Raw genomic sequence first — 16,786 nt, forward strand, 5'->3', positions numbered from 1 at the left:
GAGATGGCTTCCAAGACAGACTCAGCGACAAGCGCGGTGGGCACGGACAGGAACTGGACACCGCTACCGGTGCCGTGGGCTGTCCAGACCGTCGACCGCATTCCCAAGCAGCGCTACTACGACGCCGAGTTCTACGCGCTGGAAGCGGAGGCCTTCTGGCCGCGCGTCTGGCAGATGGCATGCCGACTCGAGGAGATTCCCAAGCCCGGCGACTTCGTCGAATACGAGATCCTCGATCAGTCGATCATCGTGGTGCGTGTCGACGCGGACACGGTGCGGGCCTACCACAACGCGTGCCGCCATCGCGGGGTGAAGCTGGTGGAAGGCAGCGGCTCCCGGCGGACTTTCGTCTGCCCCTTCCACGGCTGGTGCTGGGGCATCGACGGGCGCAGCACGTTCGTGTTGCGCCCAGAGGCGTTCGCCGCGGACAACATGAATCCGCAAGATCTGCAGCTGGTTTCGGTGCGGTGCGAGACCTGGGGCGGATGCGCGTGGATCAACCTCGACGACGGGGCCCCCGCGCTGCGCGACTGCCTGGAGCCCTTCGCGTCGACCTACGACGCCTGGCGGGTGGAATCGATGCGGGTCGAGTGGTGGCAGTCGTGCCGGTTGCCGGTGAATTGGAAGCTGGCGGCGGCGGCGTTCATGGAGGGCTACCACGTCCCCCAGACCCATCCCCAGCTGCTGCCGTCCGCGCAGAACGGCGGGCCCGCCAAATCGGCGGTGCATCCCGTCGTCGCGAGCAGCCTGTACTTCATGCGCACCCTGGGCACCGGCATGGGCGGCATGACGCACGACAACGACATCCGAATCGCCGAGGGACTGCAGAACATCGACCTGCCCGACGATCCCGCGGCGGCGATGAGTGCTTGGCGCAGCGCCCTCAACGACGCCGTCGTCAGCTGGCATCGGGCCCGGGGCAGCACCATGCCCGACCTCAACGAGCTGGTCCGCCGCGGGATCACCGACGCGATCGGGTTCTGTTTCCCGCACTACTTCATCCTGCCCACCTACAGCAGCGCTTCGTCGTACCGCATCCGCCCGCTCGGCCCCGAGGACACCTTGTTCGAGATCTGGTCCCTCACCCGGTTTCCCGACGACGTTTCCGCGGGCAGGCCCCAGCCCCCGGAGCCGATGGCGCCCGACGACCCGCGCTGGCCACCGATCCCCGCGCAAGACTTCTCCAACCTGCCGAGACAGCAGAAAGGGTTGCACTCCAAGGGCTTCGAGTACATGCGCCTTTCGGACCAGATCGAGGGCCTGATCTCCAACTTCGAACGCGTCGTCGACGGCTTCCTCGCCGGCCTGCCGCACGAGGCGCTGGTGCCCGCGATTCAGAAGACCAACACCACCATCGACGTACCGGTCGCCGGCCTGGCCTTCGGCGCGGAGGCACGATGACCACCCGGTGGGACCGCTCCGTGGATCTGCTCATCGCGGGCAGCGGCGGGGGCGGCATGGTCGCGGCGCTGGCGGCGCTGGACTCCGGCATCGAGCCGCTGGTGATCGAAAAGCAACCCCTGGTCGGCGGTTCCACCGGCCTTTCGGGTGGCATGGTGTGGCTGCCGAACAACCCGCTCATGCGCGCCGACGGCATCCCGGACTCGCACGAGGACGGCCTGGCATATTTCGACGACGTCGTCGGCGACATCGGTCCGGCCTCGTCACCGGCGCGCCGCGAGATGTTCCTCAGCGCGGGATACGAAATGATCAACTTCCTCACCCGCAAGGGTGTTCGGTTTGTGCGGTGCCCCGGCTGGAGCGACTATTACCCGAACCACAAGGGGGGCAACGAAGCCGGTCGTGCGATCGAGTGCGTCCCATACGACGCCGCGGCGCTGGGCAGCTGGCGGGACAGGGTCCAGCCCTCGATGGCCAAGGCCTACGGCGGGTTCGTCCTCAAGACCAACGAGCTGCGTTCGGTGCAGTACTTCAATCGGTCGCCGCGAGCCTTCGCGGTGGCGATGCGAGTGTTCGCGCGCACCAGGGCCGCCCGGCTCCGCCGTCGGGAGATTCTCACCAACGGCGCCTCGCTCATCGGTCAGATGCTCAAGGTGCTGCTCGATCTGCGCGCCGAGCCGCCGATCTGGACCGGCGCGGCGATGGAGGACCTGATCGTCGAGCACGGCCGGGTCGTCGGTGCGCGCGTCTCGCGTAACGGCGAGGCGCTGAACATCGCGGCGCGCAAGGGTGTCCTGCTGGCGGCGGGCGGGTTCAGCCGCAACGCGGACATGCGCCGCCGCTACAGCGGGGAGCAGCCGAACGAGGGACTCTGGTCGATCGCGAACGCGGGCGACACCGGTGAGGTGTTGCAGACCGCGATCCGGCTGGGCGCCAAGACCGACCTGATGGACGAGGCCTGGTGGCTGCCGTCGGTTTTCATCGCCGACGGAGGTGACGCCGCGAAGGCGCTGGGCAGCGGGCGGCAGCGCCCCGGCGCCATCTACGTCGACGGAACCGGCCGGCGGTTCTGCAACGAGTCCAACTCGTACGTCGAGGTCGGCAAGGCGATGTACGCAAACAAGGCGGTGCCGTGCTGGATGGTCTTCGACGAGGGCTACATCGGCCGGTACGTTTCGGGTGCCAACCCGTTCAAGAAGCGTCGCCTCCCCGAAGAACTCATCACCCGGGGGGCGGTGATGCGGGGTAAGACCATCGGCGATCTGGCGCGCCAGATGGGCGTCCCGGCCGACGCACTGGAGCAGACGATCAAGCGCTTCAACGGTTTTGCGGCCAAGGGCCTCGACCCGGACTTCGGGCGTGGTCAGTCGGCGTACAACGACTGTCTCGGTGATCCGGGCCATCGCCCGAACGCCGCTCTCGGACCGCTCGAGCGGTCACCGTTCTACGCCACCAAAGTCGTTCCGGCCGACGTCGGAACGTGCGGCGGGGTGATCACGAACGAGCACGCCCAGGTGCTCGACGAGGACGACCGCGTGATCGACGGACTGTACGCGACGGGCAACATCACCGCGACTGTCATGGGCCGCAATTATCTGGGCGCGGGCGGAAGCATCGCCTACACAATGGTGTTCGGCTATGTCGCCGCCCGGCACGCCGGCGGGCGGGGTGTCGCCGGCGATCGCTAGGTCCCGGCATCCTTCTCGTCGCGGCCGACGAAATCGCGTGGCTTCATGCCCGATTGCCTCAGCTCGGCCCGCCGCGCCTGGACATCGGAGGCGGCGCCGACCATGTTCGTCAGGATGTGACTGACTTGCAGGTGCACCCGCATGCCCATCAGTTCCCACGCGCGCTTCACGTTGTTCTTCACCGCCATCAGCGTGGTCAACGGGATTTGGGAGATCTTGCGCGCCATCTCCTCGACGACTTCGTCGAGGTCTTCGCGCGCCACCACCTTGTTGAGCAGGCCCCAGTCGAGGGCCTCCTGCGCGGAGAGCGTCGGGGCCAGCAGCAGCCAATCCATGGTTCGATGCCAGTTCATCAACAGCCACGGCTCGATCATGGTGTGCCCGCCGGGCTCGCCGAGGCTTTGGGCAAGCGGCATTTGGAAATACGCGTCCTCGGACGCGACGCAGAAGTCGGTCAGCAGACCGAGATAGATTCCGCCGCCCATGCAGTAGCCGTGAATCGCGGAGATTGTCGGTTTCGGAAACTCCCACAAATACAGCGTCGGCCACAGGAACAGGTCGGCCGTGCCCTTGTACAGATCCTCGAACGTCTCGCCGAAGTCGGGATACGGGTTTTCGTCGGGGCTCCAGCGGGCCACATGTCCGCCGCAGAACCCCTTTCCGTTGGCCTTGAGGATGACGACCTTGATCTCCTTGTCACGGTCGGCCTCGTGCAGACATTCATCGACTTCGGTGACCAGGACCGCGTCCTTGGTGTTGGCCTTGTCGACCCGGTTCAAGATGATCCGCGCAATCGGCGGCTCGCGCTCATAGATGATCGCTTCGAGAACGCGCCGCTCCATTTGCGTGACATTACCCGGCCGGCAGCCGAAATGGCACCGCCAAACGCCATTTCCGCGAGCCTCGATTTGTACGGCGAAAACTCTTGCCACTCAGCGAGCTTCGCGCCGTGCGCGCGCCAGCAGCCAGGCGTAACCCTCGGCTTCAGCGGCGGCCAACAGGTCGAGATCAGCGAACGCTGTCCGAAGCTCACCGGCGACCACCCGAAACGGCCCCGCGGTGGCGCCCACTTCGCTCAGCACAGCGATCGCCAGCACGCCACCGGGCGCCAGGCGTTCGATGATCGCGCGGTCGAGGCGCCGGTCCCGGAATCTGTGGCACAGGATGACGTCGACGGACGGCCCGGCCGGCAGGCCGTCATCGAGGTCGGCGACTTCGAAGCGGCACCGGTCGCTCACGAGGGCGCGCCGGGCCAGCTCGCGCGCCTGGCCGACCGCCACCGGGGAGACGTCCACACCCACCACCTCGAGCCCGCGCACCGCGAGCCACACCGCGCCGACTCCGGGTCCGCAAGCGAGATCGAGTGCCCTTCCCGCAGTGGGCAGTACATCTACATGCGGTGCCAAAAAGTCGGGTGGCCCCACCGTGTCCACCGACGGCGGTGTTCTGGTCGCGTACCGCTCGTCCCAGCGATGCCGGTCCGCCTCGGCCATGACCGCCACTCTACTGGCACCTGCTGTTCTGGACAGCTGTCTGTAAATCGCCGGCGACGGATACCGGACCGACCTTTGGGGGTGACGCAAAACGACAGCGCGGGGCCCGGATCGGTCGCTGGGCAAGACCCGCGGGAAGTTGTTCGCGCTCTCGCCGCCTTCCTACACTGGACGGGTGTCTAAAGATGCGGCTCGCCGGTCCGATCGCCGGCCCGGACAGACGATCCGCAAGGTCCTGGATGCCGGGCTCGAGGAGCTGCGCGCGTCGTCGTACGCCAACCTGACGATGCGTTCGGTGGCGAGCCGCGCCGGCGTATCGCCGGCCAGCGCTTACACCTACTTTCCGTCGAAAAGCGCGCTCGTCGCGGCGGTGTACCTACGCTTTCTCCGCGAGCTGCCGCTGCATACCGATGTCAACGACACCACCAAGACGCGGGTCAGCGCGACGCTGCGAGACATGGCCGTCGTGGTAGCCGACGAGCCCGAACTGACCGCCGCGTGCGGAGCGGCGCTGATGGCCGACGATCCGGCGGTGAAGCCGATTCGGGAGCAGATCGGCCAGGAGGTGGCCACCCGGATCGGCGCCGCACTGGGGCCGGGCTGGCCCCGCGCCGTGAAATCGACGCTGCAGATGACCTTCTCCGGCGCTTTGATGACCGCCCGATTCATCAGCTTCGACGAGATTGCGGGACAACTCGACGAGGCCGTCAACCTGATTCTGGGTGCATCGGTGGCGTAAACCGCTGCGCGGCAACGGTTAACCGACCGTCGTCAAGCTCCTGGACGTCTGGCCCGCCCGCAGGAAGCGGCCGAACTTTCCCTTGCCGAGCGCCGGTGCGGCCTCGCCGGCACCGAACGCGAGCTGTCCAGCCACCAACACGGCGCTGACGGTGTCGTCGTTGCGGTTGACCATCCGGGTCAAGCCGCCGTAGGACTGCACCGGATGCTCGGCGTAGCGATCCAGCGAACCGTCGAGCTTGTCCGGGTTGATCACGACGACGTCGGCGCGGTCCCCTTCGCGCAGGGTGCCTGCGTCGATTCCGTACCAGGACCCGAGCTCGCCGGTGAGCCGGTGCACGGCACGCTCGACCGACATGAACGGCGAGCCGTGCTTGTCCGCCTCGTGCACGTGCCGCAGCAGACGCAGTCCGGAGTTGTAGAAGGCCATGTTGCGCAGGTGCGCGCCGGCGTCCGAGAAGCCCATCTGGACGGTGTCGCTCTGCGCCAGCTTCTTGAGCACCTGGGGACGATGATTGGAGATAGTGGTCCGCCAGCGCAGGTTTTCGCCGTGCTCCACCACCAGGTCGAGGAATGCGTCGACCGGATGCAGCCCGCCGCGGTCCAGGCCCACCTGGCCGAATGACTTGCCGACCACCGACGTGTCCGGGCAGGCAACGATCTCGGCGTCGAAGAAGTCGCGGTGCCACACCCGGGGCCCGAACCTCTTGTCGTAGTCCTCGCGGAACCAGCGGCGGTAGTCCTCGTCGCGCATGAGCTGATTGCGCTCGATCTCACCCTGCAGGTGCAGCGCCGCCGCGCCGGCGCCGAACTCCTCGAATACCACCAGCGAGATCCCGTCGGCGTACACCTCGAACGGGACGGGCAGATGCTGCCAACGAAAGTCGCCGCCCAGGGCGTTCACCACCCGGGCAAGGGAATCCATGAGGTGGATCACCGGCGGTATGGCCTTGATGTCGGCCGCCGAGAGCAGGCTGGTCTTCAACCGGGGCCGACCGAATCCCAGCGACGTCGCCAGCTGCGACACCACCGATAGCGGGTTCTTGATGTCCGGCCCCGACTGCAGAATCTTGTTGCGCCGCCGCAAGATAGCGTTCAATCGGCGCAGCTCGCGGGACTTCGCGTACGTCGACGGCAGGGTGCGCGACCGGCAGACCTCGCCGTCGAGTTTGTCGAACAGCAGTTGTTGCGACGACATCCCGACGAAGCCTTCGTCGAGCGCCTCGTTCAGCATCGACTCCATCCGCGCCAGCTCGGCGCGCGACGGCCGGACGTCCTTGCGGGTTGCCCGGTCCAGCCCCATCGTCGCGGCACGCATGTCGGAGTGGCCCATGAAGGCCGCGACGTTGGGGCCCAGGTTTCGCCGCTCGAGTTCGGCCACATACTCCGCCGGATTGGTCCACGAGCGCGCCGCGTCCAGGTGCTCGATGACATAGCGCCGCGGAATCGCTTCCACCCGGCCGAAGATGTCACCCGCGTCGACGTTGTCCAGGTAGACCGTGGACAACGAGCACGATCCCAGCATCACGGTGGTCACGCCGTGCCGCAGCGATTCGGAAAGCTCCGGCTCGCAGAGTATTTCGACGTCGTAGTGGGTGTGGATGTCGATGATGCCGGGGATCACCCATTGTCCCGTCGCGTCGATGACGTCGGCACCCGCCGTGTCGAGTGGTTCGGGCGTGATGGTGGCGATCCGGCCGTCGCGCACCCCGATGTTTCTGCGCGCCGACGGCGCGCCCGTCCCGTCGAACCAACGGCCGTTGGTGATCACGGTGTCGTAGTGCAAAGTTCGGCCTTCCTGCCGCGCGGCACCCCTGAGGTTCGCAGTGAGCATACATAATGGCGGAAGTGTCCGGCCGGGTTAACCTGCAACGATCGCCTGCTTCCAGCCGCTATGATCCGGCTGTGGGTATCACCGACTACGGGTCTGCCGACCGTTAAATGCGCAGTCACGGTTGGGCAGGCAACACGCCCGCCTCCGACGAGGAGGCGATCGAGCGCATCCTGGATGCCGCCGACAGGATCATCGACGAACGCGGCTCGGCGCTGCGGATCGTCGACGTGGCGCGGGTGCTCGGTGTCACCCGGCAGACCGTGTATCGGTACTTCCCCGGGACGCAGGCGCTGTTGGTGGCGTCGGCGATGCGATCGGCCGACGGGTTCCTCGATCGGATGGCGGCCCACCTCGAGGGGGTCACCGATCCCGTCGTGGCGATGACCGAAGGAATGGCATACGCCATCGAAGAGTTGGCGTCGGACAACCAGGTCGAATTCGTGCTCAACCAACGCCATCGCGGCGGGCAGAAGGTCTCCATCATCTCCGACACCGCCTTGGCGTTCGGACGGTCGATGCTGCATCGCTATGACATCGATTGGCAGAGTTACGGTTTCGACGAAGCCGGCCTGGACGAGTTGAACGAATTCAGCCTGCGGGTGCTGCATTCGTTCCTCGCCGACCCGGGGCGCCCGCCGCGCAGCGGTGCCGATCTGCGGCGCTATCTCACGCGTTGGCTTGGACCGGCGATCGCCTACCCGCAGATGGTGCGCGCGATGGACGCGCTGCAAAGCCCCGAGCCGGCGCGAACGCGACGGCGTCCTTTCAAGGCATCCTGACCCCGTCATCGAGCGACGCTGACGACGACCAGAAGGAGCGGGCATGACGGGTCTCGGACAGATCGCTCTGAATAGTGCGCCCGTGTTCGGCGGCGCGATGCTGGCCGTCGCCGCGGGGCAATTCCGTGGACCGGATTATCGGGGGCTGATCAAGCAGGACATGGACTTGTTGGACCGGCTGCCGCCGGAGGCCGCCAAGAGGCGCGCCGAGCTGCAACGCACCATCGACGCCCGCATCGACGACCTGATCGACACCGCGGACCGGAGCCGGGCGCTGCGCAAAGCGGCGCTGTCTTACCAGGGGAACTGGCGGGACGTGGTGCTGCTGCTCTGCGTGCTGCTGTTCACCATCATCTGGTGGGAGGTCGACCACAGCCGCGGCAACTGGCTGCCCATGTTCGTGCTGCTCATCATCCTGACCGTGGTGACCGCCGCCTACGCGTTTCGCGGTGTCCTCCGGGCCGCCCGTTCGTTCGTGCGCAGGCGACCCCATGCGCCCGATGCCGACGCACCGCGGTAGCACGCCGGCGGCCGCAACCGCATAACGCGCGCACTTTGTCACTCTGTGACAAAATCACGCTGTGAAGGCGCATCGTCTCGGCAGTTTGATTTGTGCTGTGCTGGCACCTTTTTGGGCGCTGCCGGCCGCTCCCGTCGCGGCCGCCGGGCCGTGCCCCGATGTCGAGGTGGTGTTCGCCCGGGGTACCAACGAGCCGCCCGGCGTCGGCCGGATCGGGCAGAGCTTCGTCGACAGCCTGCGCCCGCGGGTCGGCGGCAGGTCCGTGGGCGTGTATCCCGTCGACTACCCGGCGACCACGGACTTCCCCAGGGCCGTGGATGGCATCAGCGACGCGGGCGCGCACGTCGAACACATGGCGGTCTCCTGCCCGCGAACAAGGATGGTGTTGGGCGGATACTCCCAGGGCGCGGCCGTGATTGGCTTCGTCACCGAAAGCGCGGTGCCGGACGGGGTGCACCTGGTCCAGGCGCTGCAGCCGATGCCGGCCGAGGTCTCCAACCACGTGGCGGCGGTCGCGCTCTTCGGAAAGCCGTCGAGCCAGTTCATGAACATCATCAACGAGCCGCCCGTGACGATAGGCCCCCCGTACGCGGCCAAGACCATCGAATTGTGCGTGCCCGGCGACCCGATCTGCTCGGACGCGGGAAACCCCGTCGCGCACCGCCAGTACGTCGAGGCGGGCATGGTCGACCAGGCGGCCGATTTCGCCGCCGGTCGCGTATAGAGACCGCTCAGCGCGGTCCGGCCCCGGCCTCGAGGACCTCGAGGGCCGCATCGATGTTGGGGATGATTGTCGGGCCGTAGCTGGTCACCAGCTGCCCGAGGGCGCGAGCGAGGTGCGGTCCGACGGCGCCCGCCGCGAGGACCTCTTCGGCCAGGACGATCCCGTTCACCAGGTGGGCGGCGCTGACGCGGCCGTCGGGGGTGACTTCATAACGCCAGTGGCCGATCTGCACCCGCTCCGGCTGCGACCGGAAGAAACCGCGGCGCGCGGGGGCGAAGATCACCCCCGGAACGGCGGAGAAGACCCTCAGCACCAGCCCGACTCCCCCGGGACCGGCCAAGGCCGTTCCGATGGACTCGCCGACCCGCTGGTAATCGAGGCTCGTCATCAATCGCTCATGGGCAGGACGAACGACGGCGTCAGCGTCTGCGCCTCACCGCCGCGACGCACCGCGGTTCCCGCGACGTAGAACTCCACGGTGTGATGCCCCCAGGCGTAGTTGGAGATGGCGAAGTGCACCCCGACGACGCCGGTTCCGCCATCGCGCTCGGCCTCACTCTGCATGCGCGACATCGCCAGCTCGCGCGCCTGGTAGCTCCCCTGCGTCCACTGGGGCATCTCGGCGTTCCGGCCCACCTGGCCGAGCGTGCGCAGGAACCCTTGCACGGCGATGTGGAACACGCAGTTGCCCATCACGAACGCCACCGGGACGAATCCCGATCGCAACAGGGTGGTCAGGTCCTGCCCGGACAGGTGACTGGTGAACGCCTGCCCGTTGGGACGGCGATAGGCCCCGGGCTTCTCCGCGTATCGCACCGCGGTGCCGACCGCGATGAACTCCAGATGCTCGCCCTCGCCCTGGTGACGCCATTCGAGGCGGACGCCGACCACGCCGTCCGCGCCCAGCGAATCGGCCTCCGCCTGCATCCGCGACATCGCGTTCCAGCGCGCCCGGTAGGTCGCGTCGGTGAGCACGGGCAGTTCGGATTGTTGCCGGATCCCGGTGAACTGATAACCGACGTGGTAGACCGATACCCCCATGACGAGTTCGATCGGCTCGAACCCGGCCCCATGCAACAAGGCGAATTCGTTGATCGACAGATCGGAGGTGAAAACTTTGCCTGCGTGCGACAGTCGTTCGCTGGCAACTGGGTCGAGCGGGTTCGGTTGCATTGTCAAAACACCCTCCTGCGGTTCGCAGGACAGCCTAGGCGGCCGGACCGCCTCGCACACCCACAACGTGCGTCTTTCCGGTGCACCGGCGGCGAAATCAGGGTGCCCTGGGGCGTCGGGCCCGGCCCGCGCGGGCACGGCCACGGCGTAGCCGCGATCGATTTGCTGTTGCCCGGCGGTTCGGGGCGCTCAGTGCGCGGCTTGCGCGGCGCCGATCATCGTGTGCAGCTCGTCGATCGACCAGGGTTGGGCGTCGTGGTGGTCGCGGTAGCCCAGGACCCGCGGTGTCGGCCGGTCGAAGCTACCGACGAATCCGCCTGCCGCGACGAAGATCTGACCCGTCACGGCCCGCGCCAGGTCGCTCACGAGATACGCGTAGAGCGGGGCCACGAAGGCGGCCGGCGCGCTGTCGAGCGAGGCCTGCATGGTCATTTCGTCCAGCAGGCCGCGCCGGTGCAGGTCCTCGATGTGCTTCTCGTACTCGGCGCCCGTGGACAGCCGTGTCCGGGCGCCGGGGCACACCACGTTGGCTCGCACGCCGTGGACCTTCAGTTCGGCGGCGATGGCCAAGGTCAGGGCGTTCACGGCGCCCTTTCCCGCGGGATAGCCGGTGCCGCCGTAGTCGCCCAGAAATGCGACCGAACTGGTGTTGACGATGGCGCCGTGCCCCTGCGCGGCCATGACGCGAGCCCCCGCCCGGCACGTGTGGAACACGGTGCCGAGGTGTGCGCTGATCAGGCGGTCGAAGTCACCCGGCGAAATGTTCAGAATCGAGGAGCCGGGCGGCTCGGCGATCCCCGCACAGTTGATCAGGGCATCCAGGCGTCCGTACCTGCGCACGCAGTCGTCGACCAGGAGGCCGGCGACGCGTTCGTCGTCGGCGGGTCCGACCACCGCGCTGGCACACCCGCCGGACGCCGTGACCGCGGCGACGGTCTCCTCGACCGGGTCCGCGTCGCGCCCGTTGACGATCACGCCGGCACCCAGGGCGCACAGCAGCTCGACGACGGCCCGCCCAATCCCACGGCTGCCGCCGGCCACCGCCACGCCGCACCCGTCCAACGGGCGCCCGCCGTCATTCATCGCCGTGACCGTCGTAATGCATTGTGCACGAAAGGCTCTCGGCCAGGACCGAGAGCAAGCGAGAGATCGGTCACGAACATTAGGCGAACAGTACCCAGCCGGGACAGAAATGAGAACCGCGGTTGACACCTTCCGACACGCGCGGAACGTGGGAGCGCCGGCGACCCCCGGTTAACCGGCGGCATGCCGCCCCGCGTTGCCGACCAGCCGCCGGTTCGAACCGGAAAGATCTCGACGGCCCAGTTCCGCGAGTTAAGGGAGCCGGCGTGGGCAAGCGTCAGGCGGTTTGCTACGACGCCGTTCGATCATGCGGTGGAAACCCTTGGGAGAAGAGCCAGGACCGAGTCGGGGTAAGCGATCGCGGGCACACGCGATGGGGCGTATAGTCGTAAACGAAGTCCGTTCTGGACGTGTCGCCGTTTAGCTCAAAGCGGCCAGTCAGCCGCACGGCTACCGAGCTTGACATGGCTCCGGCGACAAACACCCGAGTCATCTCCCCGTCGGTAACCCGCGCGTTCGATAAACGACCAGTCCTGCGGATACAGGTGCAGTGAGGCGACGTGCGCATAGCTGCCAGTCTCGCTGCACACGACTCAGAGGAGTGAGTCAGTAATGCAGAAATGTTTGTGCACCAAAGCTTTCAGGTTCAGCCGCGCCGAGACAGGGCGCGTGCGCCTATGACCAATGTGATCGCCCCAGCCCGTCCTGCTTCCACCCCTTCGGCCCCGAGCCGTGAGAAAAAAGCCGACGATTCGTACGACGACGTGGTCGAAATGTTCGTGCTGCTGCGCCAGATGCCGGCCGAATCGCACGACTACCGTCGCCAGCGCGAACGCATCGTGACCCGATGCCTGCCCCTGGCCGACCATGTGGCCAGCCACTTCGCGCGCCGCGGCGAGGGTCTCGATGACCTCATCCAGGTGGCACGACTGGGGCTGATGAACGCCATCAACAGGTTTGATCCCGACAAAGGGCCCAGCTTCATCGGCTTCGCGGTTCCGACCATGATGGGCGAGGTTCGCCGGTACTTCCGCGACTACAGCTGGGGCATGCGGGTACCGCGGAGACTGCGTGAATTGCACGTGCAGATCAGCAGGACGACCGGCGATCTGGCCCAGAAGCTGGGGCGCGCGCCCACCGCGGGCGAGCTGTCGCAGGCGCTCGAAGTCCCCCGCGAGGAAATAGTGGAATGCCTGGTGGCGGGCGACGCCTACCGCCTGGATTCGCTGGACGCGCCGGTGGGCACCGACAGCTCGGGCACGCCGCGACTGGTCGCGGACGCGGTCGGCGGCATCGACCCGCAGATCGAGCACATCACCAACCGGGAAGCGCTGCGCGTCCTGGTTGCCGCACTCCCCGAGCGCGAACGCGAGGTCTTGCGCATGCGATTCTTCGAATCGATGACGCAGAGCCAGATCGCCGAGTGCATCGGGGTCTCGCAGATGCAGGTGTCCCGCATTCTGGCCAGCACCCTGCGCTGCCTGCGCGACCAACTGGATTAGCCCTTTCACCTCCCCAAGGGGCCTTCGGCGCCACGGTGGCGCCGCGCCGCAATGTACTGTGCGATTCGGGAACGAACTCGACGGTGGCGCCGGAGGCAGCCTGGAAGGGAGCTCGAGCGATGGGGACTTCACGGACGGTGGCCGCGGGCGTCGCGGTGACGACGGCGCTGGCGGTGGCGGTGGCGGGGTGCGGCAAGAATTCGACGACGCCAACGCCGTCGAAGTCGGGGTCGTCCAGCTCGGCCACCAGCGCGCACAGCTCGGCGCCGACGTCGTCGGCCGCCGCGCAGCCAAGCGAGTACACCGGACTGTTGATCCAGGCGAGCGACATCAACGCGCCGATACCGTTCACCGCCACCCCACCGACCCCCAACCCGAATGGCCAGCCGGGCGTCGCCACGACGTTCAAGGACGAGGACGGCAGCCACGTCATCAAGGACACCATCCAGGTGTTCGCGGACCCCGGCGCCGCCACCGACGCGCTGAACACGGCCAAGGGCGCTCAGGGTGACGTGATCAAGAACCCGACGACGCAGCCTGCCAACGTCGGAACCGGCGGAACAACGTTATTGGGCAACAATCCGGACAAGAGCAAGGGCGTGACGATACTGCTGTTCACCGAGGGCAGGGCCTTCGTCACGCTGCAGTTCGACGGCCCGCCCGACACCCTGGCCCCCGCGGATTTCGTCAACGACGTGGGCCAGAAACAAGATGCGGCCATCAAGAAGGGGCTCGGCGGCTGAGCGCGAACTGACCGCCCACCACCAAGGAGCCCGATGACCATCATCAACGGCATGCCAGCCCATGCCCTGCTGCTGCATTTCGTGGTCGTGCTGGTACCGGTGACCGCCCTGCTCGAGATCGTGTGCGTGGTTTGGCCGACGGCGCGGCGGGGCCCGCTGTTGTGGCTCGCGGTGATATCGGCTGCCGCCACCATGGTGTTGACGCCGATCACGGTAAACGCCGGGGAATGGCTTTACGACCTGAGAGCCAAACCCAGCGCCATCCTGCAGAAGCACGCCACCCTGGGCGCGACGATGACCTACTTCTCCGCCGCACTGCTGGCGGCCGCGCTGGTGCTGGTGGTGATGCGGTTGGTCGAACGCCGCTCGGACAAGCGCCGCGTGGTCGTCCGGGCGACCATCGCGATACTGGTGCTCGCCGTCGCCATCGCGTCGACGGTCCAGATCTACCGCGTGGGTGATGCTGGGGCCCAATCGGTTTGGGGTGGCGAAATCGCCCGCCTGCAACAATCCCACCACCCGGGTTAGCGGTCTTTCGCGGCGCCTACCCAATGGGCGTAAGTAGAAACAGGCGGAACCGGCGCCCGCCCGCCCGATCTTGGGCTAGTTGATAGTTCGGCCAGTGCACCAGCACCTCTGACCACGCTTCGTCGCGCTCCTCGCCGGTGAGCATCCGCACCGTCGCGACGAAGCGCTGCCCGCGCCTGCGGACGGTAACTCGCTGCGTGGCTTTCAGATTCGCCGACCACGACGGGTGGCGGTCCCGGCCCCAGTTGGAACCGACCAGCAACAGCCCATTCTCGACGGGCACGTACTGCACCGTCGCCGTGCGGGCGAGGCCGGTTTTGCGACCCGACGTCGTGATCCGCACGTTCGGCAGACCGGCGAGGTCCAGCACGCCAAGCCGCCCACCCGTCGCGAACCGCAACAGCGCCTCGACAGCTTCCGCGACCGGCCGGCCATTGAGGACGAACCGGCGGTAGGCCACCGGATTGCCGGCCAACCGCTGCAGCGGATTCATACGGTGACTGTATTCCCGTGCGGGCCGGTTCGGGCGTCGCAGCGATGAAATCGCCTTGACGGGACGGGATTCGAATGCGGACGTGCAGCACGTCGCCGTGGCCGCCACGCCGTTAAATAAACTGCTTGATTTAATCAGGCATGCGGTGTTCACTGAGGCGATGACCGCCGAGCGGATGGCCCGGTCCGACCGATCGACGGGCACGCGGGACGCGATCTTGTCGGCCGCGGAAGTACTGTTCGCCGAACGCGGCATGTATGCCGTATCGAACCGGCAGATCAGCGAGGCGGCCGGGCAGGGCAACAACGCCGCGGCCTGCTATCACTTCGGCACCAGGACCGACCTGCTCCGGGCGATCGAGAGCAGGCATCGGGAACCCATCGAGGAGCTCCGCGCGCAGATGTTGGCCGCCATCGACCATTCGACCGACCTGCGCGACTGGGTGGGCGCATTGGTGCGGCCACTCACCGATCACCTGCACGCGCTCGGGGCGCCCAGCTGGTACGCGCGGTTCGCCGCCCAGGCCATGGCCGACCCCACCTACCGCCACGTCGTCACCAAAGACGCGCTCACGTCGCCGCTGCTGGTGCGGACCATCGACGGCATCAACCGCTGCCTCCCCGACCTGCCCAGGCGGGTGCGTTCGGAACGCATGGTCATGGTGCGCAACCTGCTCATGCACACCTGCGCCGAGCACGAAGGCGCCTTGGCCGAGCACGGGCCACGCTCGCGTTCGGCTTGGCCGGTCGCCGGCGAAGGCCTGATCGACGCCATCGTCGGCCTGTGGCGCGCACCGGTCCACGTGGGTGCGGCAGCCGGCTAGTCGACCGAAAACCAAAGCAGGCCAGCAGCAAGGAGAACGATGACCGACGTCTCGACCGCCACCGATATTCCGGAGTTCCCGATGTCGCGTGCGCCGGGTTGCCCGTTCGCCCCGCCGCCAAAGGTGTTGGAGCTCAATGCCGACAGGCAGCTGAGTCGCGTGCGGATCTGGGACGACAGCACACCGTGGTTGATCCACGGTTATGAGGCGATCCGGGCGTTGTTCACCGATTCGCGCGCCAGCGTCGACGACCGCCTGCCCGGCTATCCGCATTGGAACGCGGGCATGCTGGCGACTGTGCACAAGCGTCCGCGGTCGGTGTTCACCTCCGACGCCGAAGAACACACCCGGTTCCGGCGGATGTTGTCAAAGCCGTTCACGTTCAAGCGGGTCGAGGCGCTGCGGTCGGCGGTGCAGAAGATCACCGACGATCACATCGACGCGCTGCTGGCCGGCCCCAAGCCGGGCGACATCGTCAGCACGTTGGCGCTGCCCGTCCCATCGCTGGTCATCAGCCAATTGTTGGGCGTGCCCTACGAGGACGCCGACTTCTTCCAGGCCCAAGCCCAACGGGGCATGGGCCGTTACGCCACGGAGGAGGACACGGCCCAGGGCGCCGCATCGTTGGCGAAATACCTGGCCAATCTGGTGCGGGCCAAAATGCAAAGCCCCTCGGAGGATTTGGTGTCCGACCTCGCCGAGCGGGTCAACGCCGAAGAGCTCAGCGTCCGCGAGGCCGCCCAGTTGGCCACCGGCGTGCTCATCGCCGGTCACGAGACCACCGCCAACATGATCAGCCTGAGCATCGCGGCCCTACTCGACCATCCCGACCAGCTGGCCTTGATGCGCGACAGCGACGATCCGAAGGCGATTGCCGTCGCAGTCGAGGAACTGATGCGCTACCTGAGCATCATTCAGACGGGCCAGCGCCGCATCGCGGTCGAGGATATCGACGTCGGCGGCGAGACGATCCGCGCAGGCGAGGGCATCATCCTCGACGTGGCGCCGGCGAACTGGGACGCCCGGCAATTTCCCCAGCCCGACCGGCTCGACCTGCGCCGGGAGGACGGCCCGCATGTCGGCTTCGGCTACGGCCGCCATCAGTGCGTCGGGCAGCAGCTGGCCCGGATGGAACTGCAGATCGTCTTGCCCACCCTGCTGCGCCGCGTCCCGACACTGCGGCTCGCGGTGCCCCTGGAAGAGCTGCCGTTCAAACACGACGCGCTGGCCTATGGCCTCTACGAGCTTCCGGTGACATGGTGAG

At 67.2% G+C, this 16,786-nt stretch carries 18 protein-coding genes; 11 read left to right on the top strand and 7 right to left on the bottom strand.

Going from position 1 to position 16,786, the window contains the following annotated elements; genetic code table 11:
• Positions 1-3: 3 nt before the first annotated feature.
• Positions 4-1,401 (top strand): aromatic ring-hydroxylating oxygenase subunit alpha, encoded by a 1,398-nt coding sequence (locus tag H7J89_RS00265; protein WP_264035574.1) that lies wholly within the window; start codon positions 4-6, stop codon positions 1,399-1,401.
• On the top strand, positions 1,398-3,089 hold the full coding sequence (locus H7J89_RS00270) for an FAD-binding protein (protein WP_264035575.1): 1,692 nt from the start codon (positions 1,398-1,400) through the stop codon (positions 3,087-3,089). Before H7J89_RS00265 ends, H7J89_RS00270 begins: the two co-directional genes overlap by 4 nt.
• Here H7J89_RS00270 and H7J89_RS00275 read toward each other — a convergent pair.
• On the bottom strand, positions 3,086-3,931 hold the full coding sequence (locus tag H7J89_RS00275) for an enoyl-CoA hydratase/isomerase family protein (protein WP_264035576.1): 846 nt from the start codon (positions 3,929-3,931) through the stop codon (positions 3,086-3,088). The genes H7J89_RS00270 and H7J89_RS00275 overlap by 4 nt on opposite strands.
• A gap of 90 nt (positions 3,932-4,021) precedes the next feature.
• Entirely contained in the window at positions 4,022-4,582 is a 561-nt protein-coding gene (locus H7J89_RS00280) for a class I SAM-dependent methyltransferase (RefSeq protein WP_264035577.1), read from the bottom strand.
• Between the two features lie 175 nt (positions 4,583-4,757).
• On the opposite strand from H7J89_RS00280, the gene H7J89_RS00285 reads away from it, so the two are divergent.
• The gene (locus H7J89_RS00285) at positions 4,758-5,321 is read left to right on the top strand and encodes a TetR/AcrR family transcriptional regulator (RefSeq protein ID WP_264035579.1); all 564 of its coding nucleotides are present in this window, start codon (positions 4,758-4,760) and stop codon (positions 5,319-5,321) included.
• 18 nt (positions 5,322-5,339) lie between these two features.
• On the opposite strand, the gene H7J89_RS00290 is transcribed toward H7J89_RS00285, so the two are convergent.
• Positions 5,340-7,106 (bottom strand): N-acyl-D-amino-acid deacylase family protein, encoded by a 1,767-nt coding sequence (locus H7J89_RS00290; RefSeq protein WP_264035580.1) that lies wholly within the window; start codon positions 7,104-7,106, stop codon positions 5,340-5,342.
• 155 nt (positions 7,107-7,261) lie between these two features.
• Here H7J89_RS00290 and H7J89_RS00295 point away from each other — a divergent pair, with 155 nt between their 5' ends.
• The 3 genes from H7J89_RS00295 (at position 7,262) to H7J89_RS00305 (ending at position 9,177) form a co-directional block, all read left to right on the top strand.
• Complete coding sequence (locus H7J89_RS00295) at positions 7,262-7,933, top strand: TetR/AcrR family transcriptional regulator (RefSeq protein WP_264035581.1); 672 nt, start codon at positions 7,262-7,264, stop codon at positions 7,931-7,933.
• 43 nt (positions 7,934-7,976) lie between these two features.
• Positions 7,977-8,453: a hypothetical protein gene (locus tag H7J89_RS00300; RefSeq protein ID WP_264035582.1), complete on the top strand. Its 477-nt coding sequence runs from the start codon at positions 7,977-7,979 to the stop codon at positions 8,451-8,453.
• 97 nt (positions 8,454-8,550) lie between these two features.
• Positions 8,551-9,177 (top strand): cutinase family protein, encoded by a 627-nt coding sequence (locus H7J89_RS00305; protein WP_308205032.1) that lies wholly within the window; start codon positions 8,551-8,553, stop codon positions 9,175-9,177.
• Positions 9,178-9,184: 7 nt separating this feature from the next.
• On the opposite strand, the gene H7J89_RS00310 is transcribed toward H7J89_RS00305, so the two are convergent.
• From H7J89_RS00310 to H7J89_RS00320, 3 genes are all read right to left on the bottom strand, one after another.
• Positions 9,185-9,565 (bottom strand): DUF5073 family protein, encoded by a 381-nt coding sequence (locus H7J89_RS00310; protein WP_264035583.1) that lies wholly within the window; start codon positions 9,563-9,565, stop codon positions 9,185-9,187.
• A complete protein-coding gene (locus H7J89_RS00315) occupies positions 9,565-10,350 on the bottom strand; it encodes a heavy metal-binding domain-containing protein (protein WP_264035930.1) in 786 nt (261 codons plus the stop codon). The genes H7J89_RS00310 and H7J89_RS00315 overlap by 1 nt, the downstream gene beginning before the upstream one ends.
• Before the next feature lie 189 nt (positions 10,351-10,539).
• Positions 10,540-11,433: an SDR family NAD(P)-dependent oxidoreductase gene (locus tag H7J89_RS00320; RefSeq protein ID WP_264035584.1), complete on the bottom strand. Its 894-nt coding sequence runs from the start codon at positions 11,431-11,433 to the stop codon at positions 10,540-10,542.
• Between the two features lie 677 nt (positions 11,434-12,110).
• Here H7J89_RS00320 and H7J89_RS00325 point away from each other — a divergent pair.
• The 3 genes from H7J89_RS00325 to H7J89_RS00335 all read left to right on the top strand — a co-directional run bounded on the left by H7J89_RS00325 (position 12,111) and on the right by H7J89_RS00335 (position 14,206).
• Positions 12,111-12,935 (top strand): SigB/SigF/SigG family RNA polymerase sigma factor, encoded by an 825-nt coding sequence (locus H7J89_RS00325; RefSeq protein WP_264035586.1) that lies wholly within the window; start codon positions 12,111-12,113, stop codon positions 12,933-12,935.
• 137 nt (positions 12,936-13,072) lie between these two features.
• Positions 13,073-13,678, top strand: coding sequence for a hypothetical protein (locus tag H7J89_RS00330; RefSeq protein WP_372513690.1), 606 nt, complete (start codon positions 13,073-13,075; stop codon positions 13,676-13,678).
• Between the two features lie 33 nt (positions 13,679-13,711).
• On the top strand, positions 13,712-14,206 hold the full coding sequence (locus H7J89_RS00335) for a DUF2231 domain-containing protein (RefSeq protein WP_264035588.1): 495 nt from the start codon (positions 13,712-13,714) through the stop codon (positions 14,204-14,206).
• 16 nt (positions 14,207-14,222) lie between these two features.
• Here the strand turns inward: H7J89_RS00335 and H7J89_RS00340 are convergent, their stop codons facing one another.
• Positions 14,223-14,699, bottom strand: coding sequence for a nitroreductase family deazaflavin-dependent oxidoreductase (locus H7J89_RS00340; protein WP_264035589.1), 477 nt, complete (start codon positions 14,697-14,699; stop codon positions 14,223-14,225).
• A 145-nt stretch (positions 14,700-14,844) separates the two neighbouring features.
• Between H7J89_RS00340 and H7J89_RS00345 the strand changes: the two genes are divergently transcribed.
• Both H7J89_RS00345 and H7J89_RS00350 read left to right on the top strand, forming a co-directional pair.
• Positions 14,845-15,522: a TetR/AcrR family transcriptional regulator gene (locus H7J89_RS00345; RefSeq protein WP_264035590.1), complete on the top strand. Its 678-nt coding sequence runs from the start codon at positions 14,845-14,847 to the stop codon at positions 15,520-15,522.
• A gap of 39 nt (positions 15,523-15,561) precedes the next feature.
• The gene (locus H7J89_RS00350; protein ID WP_264035591.1) at positions 15,562-16,785 is read left to right on the top strand and encodes a cytochrome P450; all 1,224 of its coding nucleotides are present in this window, start codon (positions 15,562-15,564) and stop codon (positions 16,783-16,785) included.
• Position 16,786: the final 1 nt, after the last annotated feature.

The sequence above is a fragment of the Mycobacterium paraffinicum genome (assembly GCF_025822865.1).
Lineage (GTDB): Bacteria > Actinomycetota > Actinomycetes > Mycobacteriales > Mycobacteriaceae > Mycobacterium > Mycobacterium paraffinicum.

What these genes read in the sequence shown, in the direction of transcription:
- H7J89_RS00315 (WP_264035930.1), bottom strand. Translation starts at nt 10,350, where the DNA reads ATGCAACCGAACCCGCTCGACCCAGTTGCCAGCGAACGACTGTCGCAC.
- H7J89_RS00325 (WP_264035586.1), top strand. Translation starts at nt 12,111, where the DNA reads ATGACCAATGTGATCGCCCCAGCCCGTCCTGCTTCCACCCCTTCGGCC.
- H7J89_RS00275 (WP_264035576.1), bottom strand. Translation starts at nt 3,931, where the DNA reads ATGGAGCGGCGCGTTCTCGAAGCGATCATCTATGAGCGCGAGCCGCCG.
- H7J89_RS00350 (WP_264035591.1), top strand. Translation starts at nt 15,562, where the DNA reads ATGACCGACGTCTCGACCGCCACCGATATTCCGGAGTTCCCGATGTCG.
- H7J89_RS00280 (WP_264035577.1), bottom strand. Translation starts at nt 4,582, where the DNA reads ATGGCCGAGGCGGACCGGCATCGCTGGGACGAGCGGTACGCGACCAGA.
- H7J89_RS00270 (WP_264035575.1), top strand. Translation starts at nt 1,398, where the DNA reads ATGACCACCCGGTGGGACCGCTCCGTGGATCTGCTCATCGCGGGCAGC.
- H7J89_RS00340 (WP_264035589.1), bottom strand. Translation starts at nt 14,699, where the DNA reads ATGAATCCGCTGCAGCGGTTGGCCGGCAATCCGGTGGCCTACCGCCGG.
- H7J89_RS00320 (WP_264035584.1), bottom strand. Translation starts at nt 11,433, where the DNA reads ATGAATGACGGCGGGCGCCCGTTGGACGGGTGCGGCGTGGCGGTGGCC.
- H7J89_RS00295 (WP_264035581.1), top strand. Translation starts at nt 7,262, where the DNA reads ATGCGCAGTCACGGTTGGGCAGGCAACACGCCCGCCTCCGACGAGGAG.
- H7J89_RS00265 (WP_264035574.1), top strand. Translation starts at nt 4, where the DNA reads ATGGCTTCCAAGACAGACTCAGCGACAAGCGCGGTGGGCACGGACAGG.
- H7J89_RS00335 (WP_264035588.1), top strand. Translation starts at nt 13,712, where the DNA reads ATGACCATCATCAACGGCATGCCAGCCCATGCCCTGCTGCTGCATTTC.
- H7J89_RS00300 (WP_264035582.1), top strand. Translation starts at nt 7,977, where the DNA reads ATGACGGGTCTCGGACAGATCGCTCTGAATAGTGCGCCCGTGTTCGGC.
- H7J89_RS00310 (WP_264035583.1), bottom strand. Translation starts at nt 9,565, where the DNA reads ATGACGAGCCTCGATTACCAGCGGGTCGGCGAGTCCATCGGAACGGCC.